This is a genomic window from Streptomyces sp. NPDC016309 (assembly GCF_043077235.1).
Lineage (GTDB): Bacteria > Actinomycetota > Actinomycetes > Streptomycetales > Streptomycetaceae > Streptomyces.
The window spans coordinates 91,582-105,773 of sequence record NZ_JBIBSG010000003.1 but is presented as its reverse complement, the minus strand read 5'-3'; the positions used below and the strand labels follow the sequence as shown (position 1 = coordinate 105,773).

The window sequence follows — 14,192 nt, the reverse complement described above, 5'->3', positions numbered from 1 at the left end:
CATTCGGCACCGCGCGACCCGACGGGTCAGTTACAGGTGGTGACGCTCAGGCTGCTGTCACCGCAGAGCAGCAGGCTCGCGCGGCTGCCCGTGGCGATGTCGCCCGTCGCCTCTTCCTTCGGGGTCTCCATCGACTGCAGGTCGAGAAGCGTCATGATCGATTCCTTTCCTTCATGGGGACGGTGTGCTCTGTTTCGGCCCCTGGCTGGGGCCGGCTCGTGGGCCGCCGGAGCGGCGGGAGGAACGGCAGGTGCGCGTGTCCGTCGGACGCGGCGCTGCCGAGGGCGAGCAGGCAGCCCGCGGTGCCCGTGGCGAGGTCCATGGACAGCCGCATCATCTGCTCGCCGGGGAAGGCCAGCCGGCCCTGGTACGGCACGGCGTGCCGGGCGAGGGCGTCGATCTGGCGGCGTACGTCGGCGGGGGCGGTTCCCGGGCCGGGCGCGGTGGTGCGGCTCAGGTACAGCACCATGCCGGCCGCGCCCCGGAACAGTCCGGGCTGGGCGTAGAAGGTGGCCTGGGCGGCCCGTACGATCTCGCGGCGCGCCCGCTCGAAGTCCGCGTCCTCGCGGTGGGCGGCGTAGTCGTCGAGCACCATCCCGATGCCGACGCTCCCGGCGCCGAGGTACGGCATGGTCCGCCACCCCTCGTCGACCTGGAGGGTGCCGCCCGCGCTGGTCACGCAGCGGGCCAGGTCGCGCCGGAGCGCGTCGGCGGCCAAGTCCAGCAGCCCGGTGTCGCCGGTGCGTTCGTACAGGCGGAGGAAGAGCAGGGCGGGGCCGGAGGCGCCGTACAGCAGCCCGGCCCGGGAGATGCCGGGCAGGGCGCCGGCGACGAGGTCGGCGCAGCGCAGGGCGGCGTCCCGCATGCCGAGCGCGTCCAGCGCGAGGCCGACGCCCGCGAGGCCGCCGTGCAGGTCGGGGGCGATGTCCTCCCACGGCCGGCGGAGCGTCAGTTCCGCCAGTTCCAGGGCCCGTTCGGGATGGCCGAGGCGGTCGAGGGTCCAGGCGACGCCGGCCAGGCCGTCGTAGAAGCCGAGGGGTGTGCCGGACTCGGGCTCCTTGGTGCGGCGCAGCAGCCACTCCTCGGCCTCCGGGCACGCTCCGGCGCCCGTCCCGGAGAGGGCGTACAGGACGCCCGCGGTGCCGTAGCCGAAGGTCAGGCCGCCGCCGGCGGTGGCGAACTGGGCGATGTCGCCGGGGAAGAAGCGGTCCTCGCGTTCCGGTGTCGCGGAGGCGAGCACGGCGCCGGCCATGGAGTCACGGCTGCGCGGCCAGTCGCCGGGCTCGACGGGCAGGTACGGGCCGTGGCCGGTGTCCCCCGCGATCTCCTCGACCGCCTCGTCGAGGAAGGCGCGCGGTACGGGGAAGTGCGCGGCCGCGATGTCGGCGAGGTGCCGGGCCTTGCCGGGGTCCAGCGGGAACAGGCTGGTCAGCGGCAGGAAGAGGGCGAGCCGGAGGCAGGCGAGGGCGTACCGGTCGACGGCGAACCCGCGCCGGTCGGGCGGTGCGACGAACGCCGGGTTGGCGACGGTCTGGCGCCGTCCCTCGTCGATGTGGGCGGCGGCCTCGAAGTCGAGGAGCGCCACGGACGTCTCGTCCTCGGACACCATGATGTTGAACAGGTGCAGGTCGTTGAAGACCACACCGCGGGCGTGCACGGCGTCGACGGCCTCCTCGACGAGCCGGTGGATCCGCAGGGCCCACTCGGTGTACTCGGCCAGTGACTCGGGCGTGGGGTCGGCCTCGATCAGCGGGTGCCGGCGGGCGAAGAAGGTGTTGAGGGGCTTGCCCTCCAGGAACTCCATCGCCAGGAAGTGGTGCTCGCCCAGGACGAACGTGCCCTTGACCTCGGGGGTGTACGGCAGTCCGGCGAGCCGTTCGAGGGCGGTCCGCTCGCGGTGCAGCCGGGTGACGGCGTCGGCCCCGTCGGCGGCCAGGCCGGCGTGCGGGCGGGCCTCCTTGAGGACGACCTTCTCGCCGGTGCGGCGGTCGTGGCCGACGTACACTCCCCCGCCGTTGGAGAAGTGCAGCGCGCTGTCGACGGTGTACGGGATGTCCGTGACCGTCACGGCGGCCCGCGCGTCCAGGTGGGGCCGGAGGAAGGCGGGGGGTTCGAGCCAGTCGGGTATCTGGAACACCGGGCCGCGCAGGTCGGGGACGAGGCGTCCGTCCGGGTCCTCGACGGCGGGGCAGAGTTCGCCGTTCTCGCCGTAGCAGTGCCGCCGGGTGAAGCTGCCGTACCGGACGTGCACCGGTCCCTCGCCCCAGCGCAGGTCGCTGAGGATGTACGGGCCGGGCTCGCCGGCGAGCAGAGCCGCCAGGTCGTCGGCGATCCGGTGGCACTGCTCGTCGCCGGCCGGGTAGACGGTGATGAACTTGCCGCTGCCGGCCCGATCGGCGTACTTGGCGTTGCGGGTGTGCAGCAGGTACCGGCTCGGGACGAACTTGAAGGCGACGCCCCGGGCGAGGCAGTAGTCCATGACGCGCTCAAGAATCGTTTCGGCGTTGTCCAGGCACGCCGATACGTGGATCTTCCAGCCCTGCGCGGGCAGCGCGGCGTCGAGGGGGCGGAGGGCCAGCCAGTCGCCGCTGCGGTGCCGGCGCCACCCTTCCGGTACCGGCGCGAGCGCCGCCCCGTACGGCGCGCCCCGCCGGTCGGTGCCCCCGGCGGACAGCCGGTACGGCGCGTCGTAGAAGTGACGGTCCGCGTCGCAGAAGGCGGCGTAGCCCTTGATCACACCTGCTCCCTCCATCGACGACGGTGACGACGGGGAAGACGGTGTCATCCCGGCCAGGGGCGGCAACAGTCACAAGCGTCAGCAACCGGCCGTGCGGAACGCATGAGTAACCTTCCGCTCCCCGGAGGCCGCCCTACGTCGCCGAGCGGCCCTCCCGGGCGACCAGGGTGAAGGAGTGTCCCGCCGGGTCGGAGTACGTCCTGACGTCCCGGGGACCGGAGTTGTCCCTGGTCTCCACCGGACGGGCGCCGAGCCCGACCGCCTCCCGCTCGGCCTCGTCCATGTCGTCCTCGGCGACCAGGATGTGCAGGTGCGCCTGGAGCGAGTCGTCGGGGCGCGGCCAACTCGGCGGCGCGTAGCCGTGGTCGCGCCGGACGGCGACGCACACGCCCTCGTGGCCCACCACCTCGATGAAGTCGGGATCGGTTCCGCGACGGGTCCGGGCGCCGAGGAGCCCGGCGTAGAAGTCCGCCAGAGCCTCGGGTTCGGCGCTGTCCAGGACCAGGACACTGCTCTTGGGTACAGTCATGACCTCCGTGTGCCCGCATCGGGGCCGCCCATCGCGGCGCGGTTCCCGGTCACGACACGCGCATCTACACTGATCCCCCTCGAACTGGTTTGTGTCCTGGTACAACGCACAGAGCCGATCCGATCCCCCGCCGACCCGGGGCAGTAGGGAGCCAGCCAGTGTTCTACTACCTGCTCAAGCACCTCCTTCTCGGGCCGGTGCTGCGGTTGCTTTTCCGGCCGAGGACCGAGGGGCTGGAGCACGTCCCGGAGGACGGCGCGGCGATCGTCGCGGGCAACCACCTGTCGTTCTCGGACCACTTCCTGATGCCGGTCGTCCTCAAGCGGCGGATCACCTTCCTGGCGAAGCAGGAGTACTTCACGGGGCCCGGGATCAAGGGCCGGCTGACCGCCGCGTTCTTCCGCAGCGCGGGGCAGATCCCGGTGGACCGCTCCGGCAAGGAGGCCGGGCAGGCGGCGATCCGCGAAGGTCTCGGGGTGCTGTCCAAGGGCGAGCTGCTGGGGATCTACCCGGAGGGCACCCGCTCGCACGACGGGCGGCTCTACAAGGGCAAGGTCGGGGTGGCCGTCATGGCCTTGACGGCGGGCGTGCCGGTGGTCCCGTGCGCGATGGTCGGCACGTTCGAGATCCAGCCGCCCGGCCAGGTCGTACCGAAGATCAAGAAGGTGACGATCCGGTTCGGCGAGCCGCTGGACTTCTCGCGGTACGCGGGGATGGAGAACGACCGGACGGTGCTGCGGGCCGTCACCGACGAGATCATGTACCGGATCCTCGCGCTGTCCGGCCAGGAGTACGTGGACGACTACGCGGCCAAGGTGAAGGAGGCCGAACAGGCCGCGCAGCGGCGGAGGTTCCCGGGTTTCCGCCGCTGAGGCGGGCCCGCGCGGGCGCGGCCGGCCGGTCGATAGGGTCGGGGTGACGAGCGACGGGACCTCCTGCCCGAAGGGACGCCGGTGAGCGAGCACCAGACGACACACGAGACGTACACGACGCACGAGACGTACGAGGCGTACGAGAAACTGATCGGCCTGCTGGACGAGCACGGGGCGTCCTACCGGGTGGTCGAGCACGACCCGGAGGGTGCGACGGAGGCGGTCAGCGCGTTGCGCGGCAACCGGCTGGAGCAGGCCGCCAAGTGCATCGTCGTAATGGTCAAGACCGGCAAGAGGACGAGGCGGTACGCCCTGGCCGTGGTGCCCGGCGACCGGCGGGTCGACCTGGGCGCGGTGAAGGCCCTGCTGGGCGGCACGTACGCCGGGTTCGCCACGCCCGAGGTGGCCGAGCGGCTGGCGGGCAGTGTCAGCGGCACGATCCTGCCGTTCTCCTTCGACCCGGAGCTGGAACTGGTCGTCGACCCGGTGCTGCTGGAGGAGGACGAGCTGTTCTTCAACGCGGCGCGCCTCGACCGCTCCCTGGCGCTGCGCACGGCCGACTATGTGGCGGTCGCCCGGCCCCGGACGGCCCCGATCGCCGAGGCGGCCGTGAGCGAGGCCTGAACGGATCTCTCACACGGTGGGCATGGGACCGGCACGGCGGGCAACACGGACCTTCACAAGTCCACCCCGGAAAGGGAGAGTTGTCATGGCCGGTTACGGCACCAGCAGTACGCACGGACACGGGCAGGCGCAGTCCCGCACCAACGGCCTCGCCATCGCCGGACTCGTCTGCGGCATCGTGGGCGTGCTGTTCTTCAACATCATCCTCGGGCCGCTGGCCATCATCTTCGGTGCGGTCGCGCTCAGGCAGGCGTCGGTCAAGAACGGCGCGGGCATGGCGAAGGCCGCGATAGTCCTCGGCATCGTCGACCTGGTCGTCTTCGGCATCCTGCTGGCGGTGGCGGCGTCCTCCGGCGGTTTCACCTGGTACGTCGGCGGCTGACGCCGCCGCCCGTCACAGGGTCGCCCGCGCCTCGTCCAGGACGCGCCGCAGCCGCAGCGCGTCCGGGGCGACCGCGGTGACCAGGACGGCGGGCCCGGCCAGCGGCGTGACGGCCGCGGTGTCCCCGATGAGCCGGGGCGCGGCGGGCTTCTCGTCGTAGGCCGGGTCCACCACGAGGAGCTGGCCCACGGCCCGGTGCCCCCCGAGGACCGCGCCGCCGTCCCAGCCGCCGGGCGCCCCCGGACCGTAGGCCAGTTCCTGGTCCAGCAGGGGGCGCCCGGCGCGGCGTACGGTCAGGCGGGTGACGAGGGTGCCGGGCTCCTCGGCGTGCCGGCCCAGGACCTGTTCCTCGCGCAGCACCAGACGTGCGGTGGCGGCCAGGTCGACCGTCGTGCGCATCCGGAGGTCGGAGCCGTGCGCGGACACCAGTTGTTCCGGCAGCCAGCGCAGTTCCGCCCCCTCGCCGACCGTCAGGCGCACGTCGTAGCGGGCGTGGCCGGCGCCCCGGCCCGGCAGGGCGACCGTCGCGGCCGCCGAACCGACGGCCAGGCGGGCCCCGTCGCGCACCTCCGCCTCGACGGCCAGCCGGTCGCCGCCGAGCGGCGCGGTCATCGCGCCGACGACGGTGACCCGGGTGTACGGGCCGGTGGCGCGGGTGCGGCGCAGGGCGAGCGGCCCGTCGCTCTCCAGCACGGGCAGGCCCGTGGGCGTGGCGACGATCCGGGCGGTGGCGTGGACGCTCATACGGTGGCGGTCCAGGCGGCGAGCCGGGCGCGCACCCAGTCGGCGACCGGCGCGACGCCCCGCTCGCCGCGCAGCGAGGTGAAGGCGACGGGCAGGTCGCCGCGCTGCGCCCGGGCGTCCCGGGCCATCCGCTCCAGGTCGGAACCGACGTACGGGGCGAGGTCGGTCTTGTTGACGACGAGCAGGTCGGCGGTGGTGACACCGGGTCCGCCCTTGCGCGGGATGTCGTCGCCGCCCGCGACGTCGATGACGAAGACCTGCGCGTCGACGAGGCCCTTGGAGAAGGTGGCCGTGAGGTTGTCGCCGCCGGACTCCACGAGGATCAGGTCGAGGGGGCCGACGGCGTCCTCCAGGTCCTCGACGGCTTCGAGGTTGGCGGAGATGTCGTCGCGGATCGCGGTGTGCGGGCAGGCGCCGGTCTCCACCGCCTGGATCCGCTCGGGCGGCAGGACCGCGTTGCGCAGCAGGAACTCGGCGTCCTCGCGGGTGTAGATGTCGTTGGTGACGACGGCGAGGGAGAACTGCTCGCGCAGTTCGCGGCAGAGGGCGGCGACGGTGGCGGTCTTGCCGGAGCCGACCGGCCCGCCGAGGCCGATGCGCAGGGCGCGGTGGGTGCCGTCGGGCCGGTGGGCGTCGGCGCTGACGGCGGCGGGGCCGTGGTGGCCGTGGTCGAGGTGCATGGCTTTCCTTGTCGTCAGGAGGCGAAGAGGCGTACGGGCCAGGCCGCGTGCTGCTCGGCGGTGATGTCGAGCAGCGGTGCCGACGCGGCGGGCAGCGCGTCGAGGCCGTCCTCGGCGGCCGCCCGTGCGGCCCGCGCCGCCCGCGCGGCCACCTGGTCCATCTCGGGTGCCAGGCGCGCCAGGACGGCGGTGGCGCGGAAGGGGTCGAGGCTCAGCAGCCGGACGGCGGCCGTGGCGGGGCCGCTGACCGTCTCGTACGCCACGCAGTGCGCGGCGTCCTCGGGGCCGAGGCCCGCGGCCCGCGCGGCGATCCCGAGGACGACGGGCTGGTGCGCCCCGCGCGGGAACACCCGTGCCAAAGCGTCGAGTTCGGGGTTCGGCCAGGTGGCACGGGCGGCCCGCAGCATCTGGCGGCCGAGCTTGCGGGCGGTGGCGCGCAGCGCGGGTGACGGGGTGCGGGCGTCGGCGGCGGCGTCGAGCGCGGCGGGGTCGTGGCCGAGGGCGGCCGCGGCGGCGAGGCCGGCCGCGGTGAGCCCGCTGGTGTGCAGGCGGCCGCGGCAGAAGGACTCCAGGTCGCGGGCGTCGCGGAGGCGTCCCGCCGTGACGGCCGGTTCGGCGCCGCCGGAGTGGGCGTGGCCACCGGCGGGGAACCGGCCGTCGGCGAGGACGAGGAGGGCGGCACGGGTCATCGCGTACTCATCAGAAGAGGAAGTAGCGCTGGGCCATGGGGAGTTCGGCGGCGGGTGCCGGGTCGACCGGCTCGCCGTCGATGGTCACCGTGAACGTGTCGGCGTCGACCTCGACGCGTGGCAGTGCGTCGTTCTCCCTCATGTCCGCCTTGGTGACCCCCCTCGTGCTGGTGATGGCCCGGAACTCCTTGGTCAGGCCCAGCCGTTCGGGGAGTCCGTCGTCGAGGGCGGTGCCGGTGACGAAGTTGAACGAGCCGGCCGCCGCCGCCCGGCCGAGCGCGCCGAACATGGGACGGGGCATGACCGGCTGGGGCGTGGGGATGGAGGCGTTGGCGTCGCCCATCTGGGCGTAGGCGATCTGGCCGCCCTTGATGACGGTCTGCGGCTTGACGCCGAAGAACGCCGGCTCCCACAGGACGAGGTCCGCGAGTTTGCCGGTCTCGACGGAGCCGATCTCGTGGTCCAGTCCCTGGGCGACGGCCGGGTTGATCGTGTACTTGGCGACGTAGCGACGCGCGCGGTGGTTGTCGGCGCGGCCGTCGCCCGGCAGTGCGCCCCGGCGCCTCTTCATGACGTGGGCGGTCTGCCAGGTCCGCAGGATGACCTCGCCGACGCGGCCCATGGCCTGGGAGTCGGAGGAGATGATCGAGATGGCGCCCATGTCGTGCAGGATGTCCTCGGCCGCGATGGTCGAGGGCCGGATGCGGGACTCGGCGAAGGCGAGGTCCTCGGGGACGGCCGGGTTGAGGTGGTGGCACACCATCAGCATGTCGAGGTGCTCGTCGAGGGTGTTGACGGTGTGCGGGCGGGTGGGGTTGGTGGAGCTGGGCAGGACGTAGGGCTCGGAGACGACCGTGATGATGTCGGGGGCGTGACCGCCGCCCGCCCCCTCGGTGTGGTACGCGTGGATGGTGCGGCCCGCGATGGCGGCGAGGGTGTCGCCGACGAACCCGGCCTCGTTGAGGGTGTCGGTGTGAATGGCGAGCTGGGCGCCGGTCTCGTCGCAGACGCGCAGGCACGCGTCGATGGCCGCCGGGGTGGCGCCCCAGTCCTCGTGGATCTTGAAGCCGAGGGCTCCGCCCCGTAGCTGGGAGCGCATCGCCTCGTGGGAGACGGTGTTGCCCTTGCCGAGCAGGCCGATGTTGACGGGGTACGTCTCCAGCGCCTCGAACATCCTGGCGAGGTGCCAGGGGCCGGGGGTGACGGTGGTGGCCTTGGTGCCCTCGGCGGGTCCGGTGCCGCCGCCGACGAGGGTGGTGATGCCGGAGGTGAGCGCCTGTTCGACGACGGTCGGCGAGATGAAGTGGATGTGCGCGTCGACGGCGCCGGCGGTGAGGATCTTGCCGTTGCCGGCGATGATCTCGGTCTCCGGGCCGATGACGAGGTCGGGGTGGACGCCGTCCATGGTGTCCGGGTTGCCGGCCTTGCCGATGCCGGTGATGCGCCCGTCGCGGATGCCGATGTCGGCCTTGACGACGCCCCAGTGGTCGATGACGACCGCGCCGGTGATGACGGTGTCCGGGGCGCCTTCGGCGCGGGTCGCGCGGGACTGGCCCATGGACTCGCGGATCACCTTGCCGCCGCCGAAGACCGCCTCGTCGCCCGAGCGGCCGGGGCCGCCGCAGCGGTCCTCCTCGATCTCGACCAGCAGGTCGGTGTCGGCGAGCCGGATCCGGTCGCCGGTGGTGGGGCCGAAGAGGTCGGCGTACACGGGCCGGGTCAGTTCAGCCATCGAGGGCACCTCCGGTACGTCCGCGCAGGCCGGGGACGACACGCAGCCCCGCGAGCGGGACGAGTTCGACGTCGACGGGGATCCCGGGCTCGAAGCGCACGGCGGTGCCGGCGGCGATGTTGAGCCGGAGGCCGTGGGCGGCCGGGCGGTCGAAGTCGAGGCCCGGGTTGGCCTCGGCGAAGTGGTAGTGGGAGCCGACCTGGACGGGCCGGTCGGCGGCGTTGAGGACGGTGAGGCGCGTGACCGGGCGGCCCTCGTTGAGGGGCACCGGTTCGTCGGCGTACAGGATCTCTCCGGGGATCATCGGCGTGGTTCCCGTCCCGTCAGACGATGGGGTCGTGGACGGTGACGAGCTTGGTGCCGTCCGGGAAGGTGGCTTCCACCTGGACGTCGTGGATCATCTCGGGGATGCCGTCCATGACGTCGTCGCGGCTGAGCACCTTGCGGCCGGACGCCATCAGTTCGGCCACGGTGCGGCCGTCGCGGGCGCCCTCCAGGATGTGGGAGGTGATGAGGGCGACGGCCTCGGGGTGGTTGAGCCTCACCCCGCGGGCCCGGCGCTTCTCCGCCACGTCGGCGGCCACATGGATGAGCAGGCGTTCCTGCTCGTGCGGCGTCAGTTGCACGTTTCACCTCACGGTCTCCCGCCCGGTGTGACCCCGGGCGCAGCGGGACACTATCCGGCTTCAACACTCTGTTGACCTGCGGGAACGAGTGTCGCGCAGAGATATTTCCAACTCGGGCAGAAGTTTTTCCGGGAGGTAAACCCGTCCTTTGCCGCCGCATGGGCAGGCAGGGCCGCCGGACGGCGACATCCGGTCTCGGCAGGGGATGGAGCGGGGGTCAGTGCCCCGGGCGGTGCGGGCCGTACGGCTCGTGTTCGGCGGCGATGCCGAAGCGGCCCCGTTCGCCCGGAGCGGACGCCGGGACGTCCTGGACGGTGGAGACCGAGCGGACCACCGGCTCCTCGGCCGGCTCCCCCGGCGCCTCGAGTCGCTCCAGGTCGGCGGCCGACACCAGGGCCACGAGCGGCTTGCCGTGGCGGGTGACGACCACGCGTTCACCGCCGTAGACGACGCGGTTGATCAGATCGGCGAGCTCTGCGCGGGCTTGCGTCACCGGAATCTCGTAGGCCATGCTCCCATCATAACGCCCTGTACATCCTGTACATTTTTTACGGCGACAGAGGAGGCATGTCATGAGCCGCACGGCGCGGTACGTCCTGCCCGGCTTCACCGAGCGCACCAGCTCCGGCACCCGCACGGTCGACCCGTACTCCAAGCTGCTGGAGGAGCGGATCGTCTTCCTCGGCACACCCCTCGACGACACCGCGGCCAACGACGTCGTCGCCCAGTTCCTGTACCTCGAGTACGCCGCGCCCGACCGGGACATCTCGCTCTACATCAACTCCCCCGGCGGTCCGGTGGAGGCCATGACGGCCGTCTACGACACCATGCGGGCGGTGCGCTGCGACGTGGAGACGACCTGCATCGGGCAGGCGGCGTCGACCGCCGCCGCCCTGCTCGCCGCCGGCACCCCCGGCAAGCGCCTGACCCTGCCGGGGGCGCGCGTCGTGATCCGACAGCCGTCCCTGGACGAGCCGCTGCACGGACAGCCGTCCGACCTGGACGTCCACGCCCGCGAGTTGCTGCGCCGGCGCGACCTGCTGGCCGGCGTCCTGGCCCGGCACAGCGGCCGGGACCGCGAGCGGGTGGACGCCGACCTGGAGCGCGACACGGTCCTCGACGCCGCCGGGGCCGTGGCGTACGGCCTGGTCGACCACGTCGTCGCGCGCCGCCGGGGCTGAGCGGTGCTGCCCCCGGAGCCCCCGCCCCTGCCCGCCCTCACCCGGGCCGAATGCGCGTTCGTCGACGGGTGGCTCGAGGTCGTCGACCTGCTGGGCCGGATCAATCCGGCGCGCGCCACCCACACCTATGGCGCCCTGCGCGCGGCGCAGGCCCTGGTCGGGCGCGCGACGGCGCTCCGTGACGCCCTGGCGTCGATGCACGAGCGCGGCGAGAGCGACGTGCATGCCCACACGCTGGCGCGGGCGCTGCGGGTGCTTGACGGCGAACGGCGCGCGAGTCGCGTGACGGTGCCTCACAATCGAGGCGTGGGACCGATGTAGCTCTCCCCCGAATGGGCTCAGGAGTACGAGAAACGCTCCCCCGTTCAGCGTACGCAACCGGACGAATTCTGTACGGCACGAGTTGCGCACCGACGCTACACGTCTGGCGGAATATCACGTTCCGGCCCTGGTACGGGGATCGTCGACGTCTCACCGCCGGGCGCCAAATCCCCCCTGTCCACCCGAATGGATCAGTCGTGAGGAGCCTCACAAACGGCCGTTTCGACTCGGAATTTCCCCTCGACATGGGTCAAGATCCCTCACGACGACAAGCCCCCGCCACCGCGGCGGGGCGGTCCGGGCGGACGCCGAGTCCTGCCGCCGCCCGGATGACTGGTCGACAGGAGTGGATCGGCAGGAGTGGAGGACCCAAGCAGTACGGGTGACCGAACGATGTTCGTCGCATCGGTCGCCCTTGGGGTGAAGCCGCGTCAGCGGCCGGGCAACTTCGCCAGTCCGAACCCGACAGGTCATCCTTCACAGGCGGCTGACGAAGGGTTGCGCAATGACCGCGCAGATTCATGTCCCGTCTCTGCTGTCCCGGGCCGGTGCCGTCTCGGCACTCGCCCTCGCCGCCGTCGGCGGCCCGGCACTGGTGCCCGGCGGTGTGTCCGAGGCCCAGGCCGCCCCGGCACACGCGACCAAGGCGCTGAACATCGCCGCGTCCAAGAAGGGCGCACCGTACGCGTACGGAGCGACGGGCCCGTCCCGGTTCGACTGCTCCGGACTGACGCTGTACTCGTACAAGAAGGCCGGCAAGTCACTGCCGCGCACGGCGCAGCAGCAGTACAACAAGACCCGCCACATCTCCGCCTCCAGCAGGGTGAAGGGCGACCTGGTCTTCTTCCACCGTGGCAGCAGCGTCTACCACGTGGGCATCTACGCGGGTAACAACAAGATCTGGCACTCACCGAAGTCGGGATCGGTGGTGAAGCTGGACAAGATCTGGTCGAAGTCGGTCTGGTACGGACGCGTCCGCTGACGCTCCGGGCATGACCCGCGGCGCGGGGGTACTCGTCCGGAATGTCCGGCGAGAGCCCCCGCACCGCGCGCAACGAGACGCCCCTGGAGCGCGCCGACCGCAACTTCGCCGAGCTGCTCCAGGAACTGCGCGTCACCCAGACCGGCGTCCAGATCCTGTTCGCCTTCCTGCTCACCCTGGCGTTCACCCCCCGCTTCACCTCGCTGGACTCCTACCAGCGGGGTCTGTACGTGGTGACGCTGCTGCTCTCCGTGATCGCCGCGGCGCTGCTGACCGCCCCCGCCGCGCTGCACCGCACGCTGTTCCAGCAGGGCGCCAAGATCCGCATCGTGGCCGTGTCGTCCCGGCTGGCCCGGATCGGGCTCGCGGTGCTGGCGCTGGCGCTCACCTGCTCGGTGTCGCTGGTGGTGGACGTGGTGCACGGCCGGCCCGAGGGCCTGGCGGCCGGCGCCTTCACCCTGGCGGTGTGCGCCGGGCTGTGGGGGCTCCTCCCCCACCTCGTGCGGCGCCGGCTCGGCGAGCGGCCGCCGCCGGAGCGGCCGCCGGAGAGCCGCACGCGGGTCAGGTCACCGGGACCGTCCAGGGGAGGGCGATCCACACGGTCTTGCCGCCCTCGGCGGTCGGGGTCACGGACAGGCGGCCACCGCACTCGGCGGCGAGCCAGCGGATGATGACCATGCCCCGGCCGTTGTCCTGCTGCACGGCCGCCGGGAGCCGGCGGGGCCAGCGCGGGTGGCTGTCGGTGACCCCGATGCGCAGTTGCTCGTCGCGTTCCAGCCTCACGTCCACCGTGAAGGTCGGCGACTGACCGAAGGTGTGCTGGACGGCGTTGGTGGCCAGCTCCGAGACGATGAGCCGTACCGTGTCGGCGGTCTCGGCCTCGCCCGGCAGGCCCCATTCCTCGAGGACGTCCGCCACGTACCTCCGGGCGGCGGAGACCGAGGCGGGAGCGCTCGGCAGAGTGACGGATGCTTCCTGATGGTCTGCCATGGCGACGCCGTCCCTTTCCCACCGGGGCCGGACTCCGACACGTACCGGATGTTCGGTGAGCTCGGCCTCGGATTGTGCTTCGCGCCAGACTGCCACTCAGGTAGCCCCTGTTGGGGCCGATCCACCAAGATATGCATATATCTGTCGCCCGAAGCGGTGAACTCTGCCCCTGAAGGCCGGATTTGGGCGGCAAACTGATGGGTTGCCCGACGTCGGGAGGAACGGTCATGCGGGGCACGCGGCACGGACCGGCGGTGCGCAGGCGCAAGCTCGGCGAGGAGTTGCGCGCCCTGCGGCTGGCCGCCGGCCTGACCAGCCGGGAGGCGGCGCGGCTGGTGGACTGGCACCAGTCGAAGGTGAGCCGCATCGAGACCGGCACCAGCGGGGTCACGGGCCCGGACGTGGCGCGGCTGCTCGACGCCTACGGGGTGCGCGAGCCGCGGCGGCGGGCCCTGCTGGAGGCGCTGGCGGGAGCGGCGGACGGCGGCGGTGCGGGCTGGTGGCACGCCTACCGGGGTGTGCTGCCGCCGCCGTACCAGGACTTCATCAGCCTGGAGGCGCAGGCCTGTGTGGCGCGCACCCTGGAGACGTCGGTCGTGCCCGGCCTGCTCCAGACGGCCGACTACGCGCGGGCGGTGACCCGGGCGGCGCTGGAGGGGGCGCCGCCGGAGACGGTCGAGTCGCTGGTGCGGGTGCGGATCGCCCGGCAGGAGGTGCTGCGCGCCGATCCCCCGCTGCGGCTGGAGGCGGTGCTCGACGAGGCGGTGCTGCACAGGCGGGTGGGCGGTCCGGGGGTGATGCGGGAGCAGTTACGGCGGTTGCGGGAGTGGGCGCGGTCGCCCCGGGTGCGGCTCCAGGTCCTGCCGTTCGCCGGGGGCGCGTACGTCGGACTCTCCGGCCCTTTCGTTATTTTCTCCTTTCCGCACATTTCTGATCTGGACGTGGTTGCTCTTGACCACCTGACGAGTAGCCTCTATCTCGAACGCACGGAAGACCTCGAGGCGTACGGCGCCGCCTTCCGCAGCATGCAGGCGTGCGCCCTGTCACCCGAGGACTCGTCGGACCTCATCGCCGGGATCGGTGACGGCGCGTAGGGAGAGGCA

General features: G+C 72.4%; 19 protein-coding genes and 1 riboswitch. Of the genes, 8 read left to right on the top strand and 11 right to left on the bottom strand.

What is annotated here, in order from left to right; genetic code table 11:
• Nucleotides 1-26: 26 nt before the first annotated feature.
• From ACF068_RS08385 to ACF068_RS08375, 3 genes are all read right to left on the bottom strand, one after another.
• Nucleotides 27-155 carry a SapB/AmfS family lanthipeptide gene (locus ACF068_RS08385; protein WP_073755677.1) on the bottom strand — a complete coding sequence of 43 codons (129 nt, stop codon included), beginning with the start codon at nucleotides 153-155 and terminating at the stop codon, nucleotides 27-29.
• Complete coding sequence (lanKC, locus tag ACF068_RS08380) at nucleotides 152-2,737, bottom strand: class III lanthionine synthetase LanKC (protein WP_392273385.1); 2,586 nt, start codon at nucleotides 2,735-2,737, stop codon at nucleotides 152-154. Before lanKC ends, ACF068_RS08385 begins: the two co-directional genes overlap by 4 nt.
• Before the next feature lie 133 nt (nucleotides 2,738-2,870).
• Nucleotides 2,871-3,266 carry a VOC family protein gene (locus ACF068_RS08375; protein ID WP_392273384.1) on the bottom strand — a complete coding sequence of 132 codons (396 nt, stop codon included), beginning with the start codon at nucleotides 3,264-3,266 and terminating at the stop codon, nucleotides 2,871-2,873.
• A gap of 158 nt (nucleotides 3,267-3,424) precedes the next feature.
• Between ACF068_RS08375 and ACF068_RS08370 the strand changes: the two genes are divergently transcribed.
• From ACF068_RS08370 to ACF068_RS08360, 3 genes are all read left to right on the top strand, one after another.
• Nucleotides 3,425-4,138, top strand: a complete 714-nt coding sequence (locus tag ACF068_RS08370) for a lysophospholipid acyltransferase family protein (RefSeq protein ID WP_392273383.1) — start codon at nucleotides 3,425-3,427, stop codon at nucleotides 4,136-4,138.
• 81 nt (nucleotides 4,139-4,219) lie between these two features.
• Nucleotides 4,220-4,762, top strand: a complete 543-nt coding sequence (locus tag ACF068_RS08365) for a YbaK/EbsC family protein (protein WP_392273382.1) — start codon at nucleotides 4,220-4,222, stop codon at nucleotides 4,760-4,762.
• 85 nt (nucleotides 4,763-4,847) lie between these two features.
• The gene (locus ACF068_RS08360; RefSeq protein WP_392273381.1) at nucleotides 4,848-5,144 is read left to right on the top strand and encodes a DUF4190 domain-containing protein; all 297 of its coding nucleotides are present in this window, start codon (nucleotides 4,848-4,850) and stop codon (nucleotides 5,142-5,144) included.
• Nucleotides 5,145-5,156: 12 nt separating this feature from the next.
• On the opposite strand, the gene ACF068_RS08355 is transcribed toward ACF068_RS08360, so the two are convergent.
• The 7 genes from ACF068_RS08355 to ACF068_RS08325 all read right to left on the bottom strand — a co-directional run bounded on the left by ACF068_RS08355 (nucleotide 5,157) and on the right by ACF068_RS08325 (nucleotide 10,126).
• Entirely contained in the window at nucleotides 5,157-5,888 is a 732-nt protein-coding gene (locus ACF068_RS08355; RefSeq protein WP_392273380.1) for an urease accessory protein UreD, read from the bottom strand.
• Nucleotides 5,885-6,568: an urease accessory protein UreG gene (gene ureG / locus ACF068_RS08350; protein WP_392273379.1), complete on the bottom strand. Its 684-nt coding sequence runs from the start codon at nucleotides 6,566-6,568 to the stop codon at nucleotides 5,885-5,887. The genes ACF068_RS08355 and ureG overlap by 4 nt, the downstream gene beginning before the upstream one ends.
• 14 nt (nucleotides 6,569-6,582) lie before the next feature.
• Nucleotides 6,583-7,257, bottom strand: coding sequence for an urease accessory protein UreF (locus ACF068_RS08345; protein WP_392273378.1), 675 nt, complete (start codon nucleotides 7,255-7,257; stop codon nucleotides 6,583-6,585).
• A 10-nt stretch (nucleotides 7,258-7,267) separates the two neighbouring features.
• Nucleotides 7,268-8,989, bottom strand: coding sequence for an urease subunit alpha (locus ACF068_RS08340; RefSeq protein ID WP_392273377.1), 1,722 nt, complete (start codon nucleotides 8,987-8,989; stop codon nucleotides 7,268-7,270).
• A complete protein-coding gene (locus ACF068_RS08335; RefSeq protein ID WP_392273376.1) occupies nucleotides 8,982-9,293 on the bottom strand; it encodes an urease subunit beta in 312 nt (103 codons plus the stop codon). The genes ACF068_RS08340 and ACF068_RS08335 overlap by 8 nt, the downstream gene beginning before the upstream one ends.
• Before the next feature lie 19 nt (nucleotides 9,294-9,312).
• On the bottom strand, nucleotides 9,313-9,615 hold the full coding sequence (locus tag ACF068_RS08330; RefSeq protein WP_073755663.1) for an urease subunit gamma: 303 nt from the start codon (nucleotides 9,613-9,615) through the stop codon (nucleotides 9,313-9,315).
• 217 nt (nucleotides 9,616-9,832) lie between these two features.
• Nucleotides 9,833-10,126 (bottom strand): type II toxin-antitoxin system Phd/YefM family antitoxin, encoded by a 294-nt coding sequence (locus ACF068_RS08325; RefSeq protein ID WP_392273375.1) that lies wholly within the window; start codon nucleotides 10,124-10,126, stop codon nucleotides 9,833-9,835.
• 61 nt (nucleotides 10,127-10,187) lie between these two features.
• Between ACF068_RS08325 and ACF068_RS08320 the strand changes: the two genes are divergently transcribed.
• From ACF068_RS08320 to ACF068_RS08305, 4 genes are all read left to right on the top strand, one after another.
• Nucleotides 10,188-10,796: an ATP-dependent Clp protease proteolytic subunit gene (locus ACF068_RS08320; RefSeq protein ID WP_392273374.1), complete on the top strand. Its 609-nt coding sequence runs from the start codon at nucleotides 10,188-10,190 to the stop codon at nucleotides 10,794-10,796.
• Nucleotides 10,797-10,799: 3 nt separating this feature from the next.
• On the top strand, nucleotides 10,800-11,117 hold the full coding sequence (locus tag ACF068_RS08315; protein ID WP_392273373.1) for a hypothetical protein: 318 nt from the start codon (nucleotides 10,800-10,802) through the stop codon (nucleotides 11,115-11,117).
• A 296-nt stretch (nucleotides 11,118-11,413) separates the two neighbouring features.
• A riboswitch (cyclic di-AMP (ydaO/yuaA leader) is annotated at nucleotides 11,414-11,618 on the top strand.
• A 4-nt stretch (nucleotides 11,619-11,622) separates the two neighbouring features.
• The gene (locus tag ACF068_RS08310; RefSeq protein ID WP_392273372.1) at nucleotides 11,623-12,099 is read left to right on the top strand and encodes a C40 family peptidase; all 477 of its coding nucleotides are present in this window, start codon (nucleotides 11,623-11,625) and stop codon (nucleotides 12,097-12,099) included.
• Between the two features lie 41 nt (nucleotides 12,100-12,140).
• The gene (locus ACF068_RS08305; protein ID WP_392273371.1) at nucleotides 12,141-12,770 is read left to right on the top strand and encodes a DUF6328 family protein; all 630 of its coding nucleotides are present in this window, start codon (nucleotides 12,141-12,143) and stop codon (nucleotides 12,768-12,770) included.
• Here ACF068_RS08305 and ACF068_RS08300 read toward each other — a convergent pair.
• Nucleotides 12,661-13,089 carry an ATP-binding protein gene (locus ACF068_RS08300; protein WP_392273370.1) on the bottom strand — a complete coding sequence of 143 codons (429 nt, stop codon included), beginning with the start codon at nucleotides 13,087-13,089 and terminating at the stop codon, nucleotides 12,661-12,663. The genes ACF068_RS08305 and ACF068_RS08300 overlap by 110 nt on opposite strands.
• A 227-nt stretch (nucleotides 13,090-13,316) precedes the next feature.
• Here ACF068_RS08300 and ACF068_RS08295 point away from each other — a divergent pair, with 227 nt between their 5' ends.
• On the top strand, nucleotides 13,317-14,183 hold the full coding sequence (locus tag ACF068_RS08295; protein ID WP_392273369.1) for a helix-turn-helix domain-containing protein: 867 nt from the start codon (nucleotides 13,317-13,319) through the stop codon (nucleotides 14,181-14,183).
• Nucleotides 14,184-14,192 lie beyond the last annotated feature (9 nt).

Bases quoted from the DNA above. Each gene is read 5' to 3' on its own strand.
- ACF068_RS08355 (WP_392273380.1), bottom strand. From the start codon at position 5,888: ATGAGCGTCCACGCCACCGCCCGGATCGTCGCCACGCCCACGGGCCTG.
- ACF068_RS08295 (WP_392273369.1), top strand. From the start codon at position 13,317: ATGCGGGGCACGCGGCACGGACCGGCGGTGCGCAGGCGCAAGCTCGGC.
- ACF068_RS08320 (WP_392273374.1), top strand. From the start codon at position 10,188: ATGAGCCGCACGGCGCGGTACGTCCTGCCCGGCTTCACCGAGCGCACC.
- ACF068_RS08335 (WP_392273376.1), bottom strand. From the start codon at position 9,293: ATGATCCCCGGAGAGATCCTGTACGCCGACGAACCGGTGCCCCTCAAC.
- ureG (WP_392273379.1), bottom strand. From the start codon at position 6,568: ATGCACCTCGACCACGGCCACCACGGCCCCGCCGCCGTCAGCGCCGAC.
- ACF068_RS08325 (WP_392273375.1), bottom strand. From the start codon at position 10,126: ATGGCCTACGAGATTCCGGTGACGCAAGCCCGCGCAGAGCTCGCCGAT.
- ACF068_RS08360 (WP_392273381.1), top strand. From the start codon at position 4,848: ATGGCCGGTTACGGCACCAGCAGTACGCACGGACACGGGCAGGCGCAG.
- ACF068_RS08310 (WP_392273372.1), top strand. From the start codon at position 11,623: ATGACCGCGCAGATTCATGTCCCGTCTCTGCTGTCCCGGGCCGGTGCC.
- ACF068_RS08340 (WP_392273377.1), bottom strand. From the start codon at position 8,989: ATGGCTGAACTGACCCGGCCCGTGTACGCCGACCTCTTCGGCCCCACC.
- ACF068_RS08385 (WP_073755677.1), bottom strand. From the start codon at position 155: ATGACGCTTCTCGACCTGCAGTCGATGGAGACCCCGAAGGAAGAGGCG.
- ACF068_RS08345 (WP_392273378.1), bottom strand. From the start codon at position 7,257: ATGACCCGTGCCGCCCTCCTCGTCCTCGCCGACGGCCGGTTCCCCGCC.
- ACF068_RS08375 (WP_392273384.1), bottom strand. From the start codon at position 3,266: ATGACTGTACCCAAGAGCAGTGTCCTGGTCCTGGACAGCGCCGAACCC.
- ACF068_RS08300 (WP_392273370.1), bottom strand. From the start codon at position 13,089: ATGGCAGACCATCAGGAAGCATCCGTCACTCTGCCGAGCGCTCCCGCC.
- ACF068_RS08305 (WP_392273371.1), top strand. From the start codon at position 12,141: ATGTCCGGCGAGAGCCCCCGCACCGCGCGCAACGAGACGCCCCTGGAG.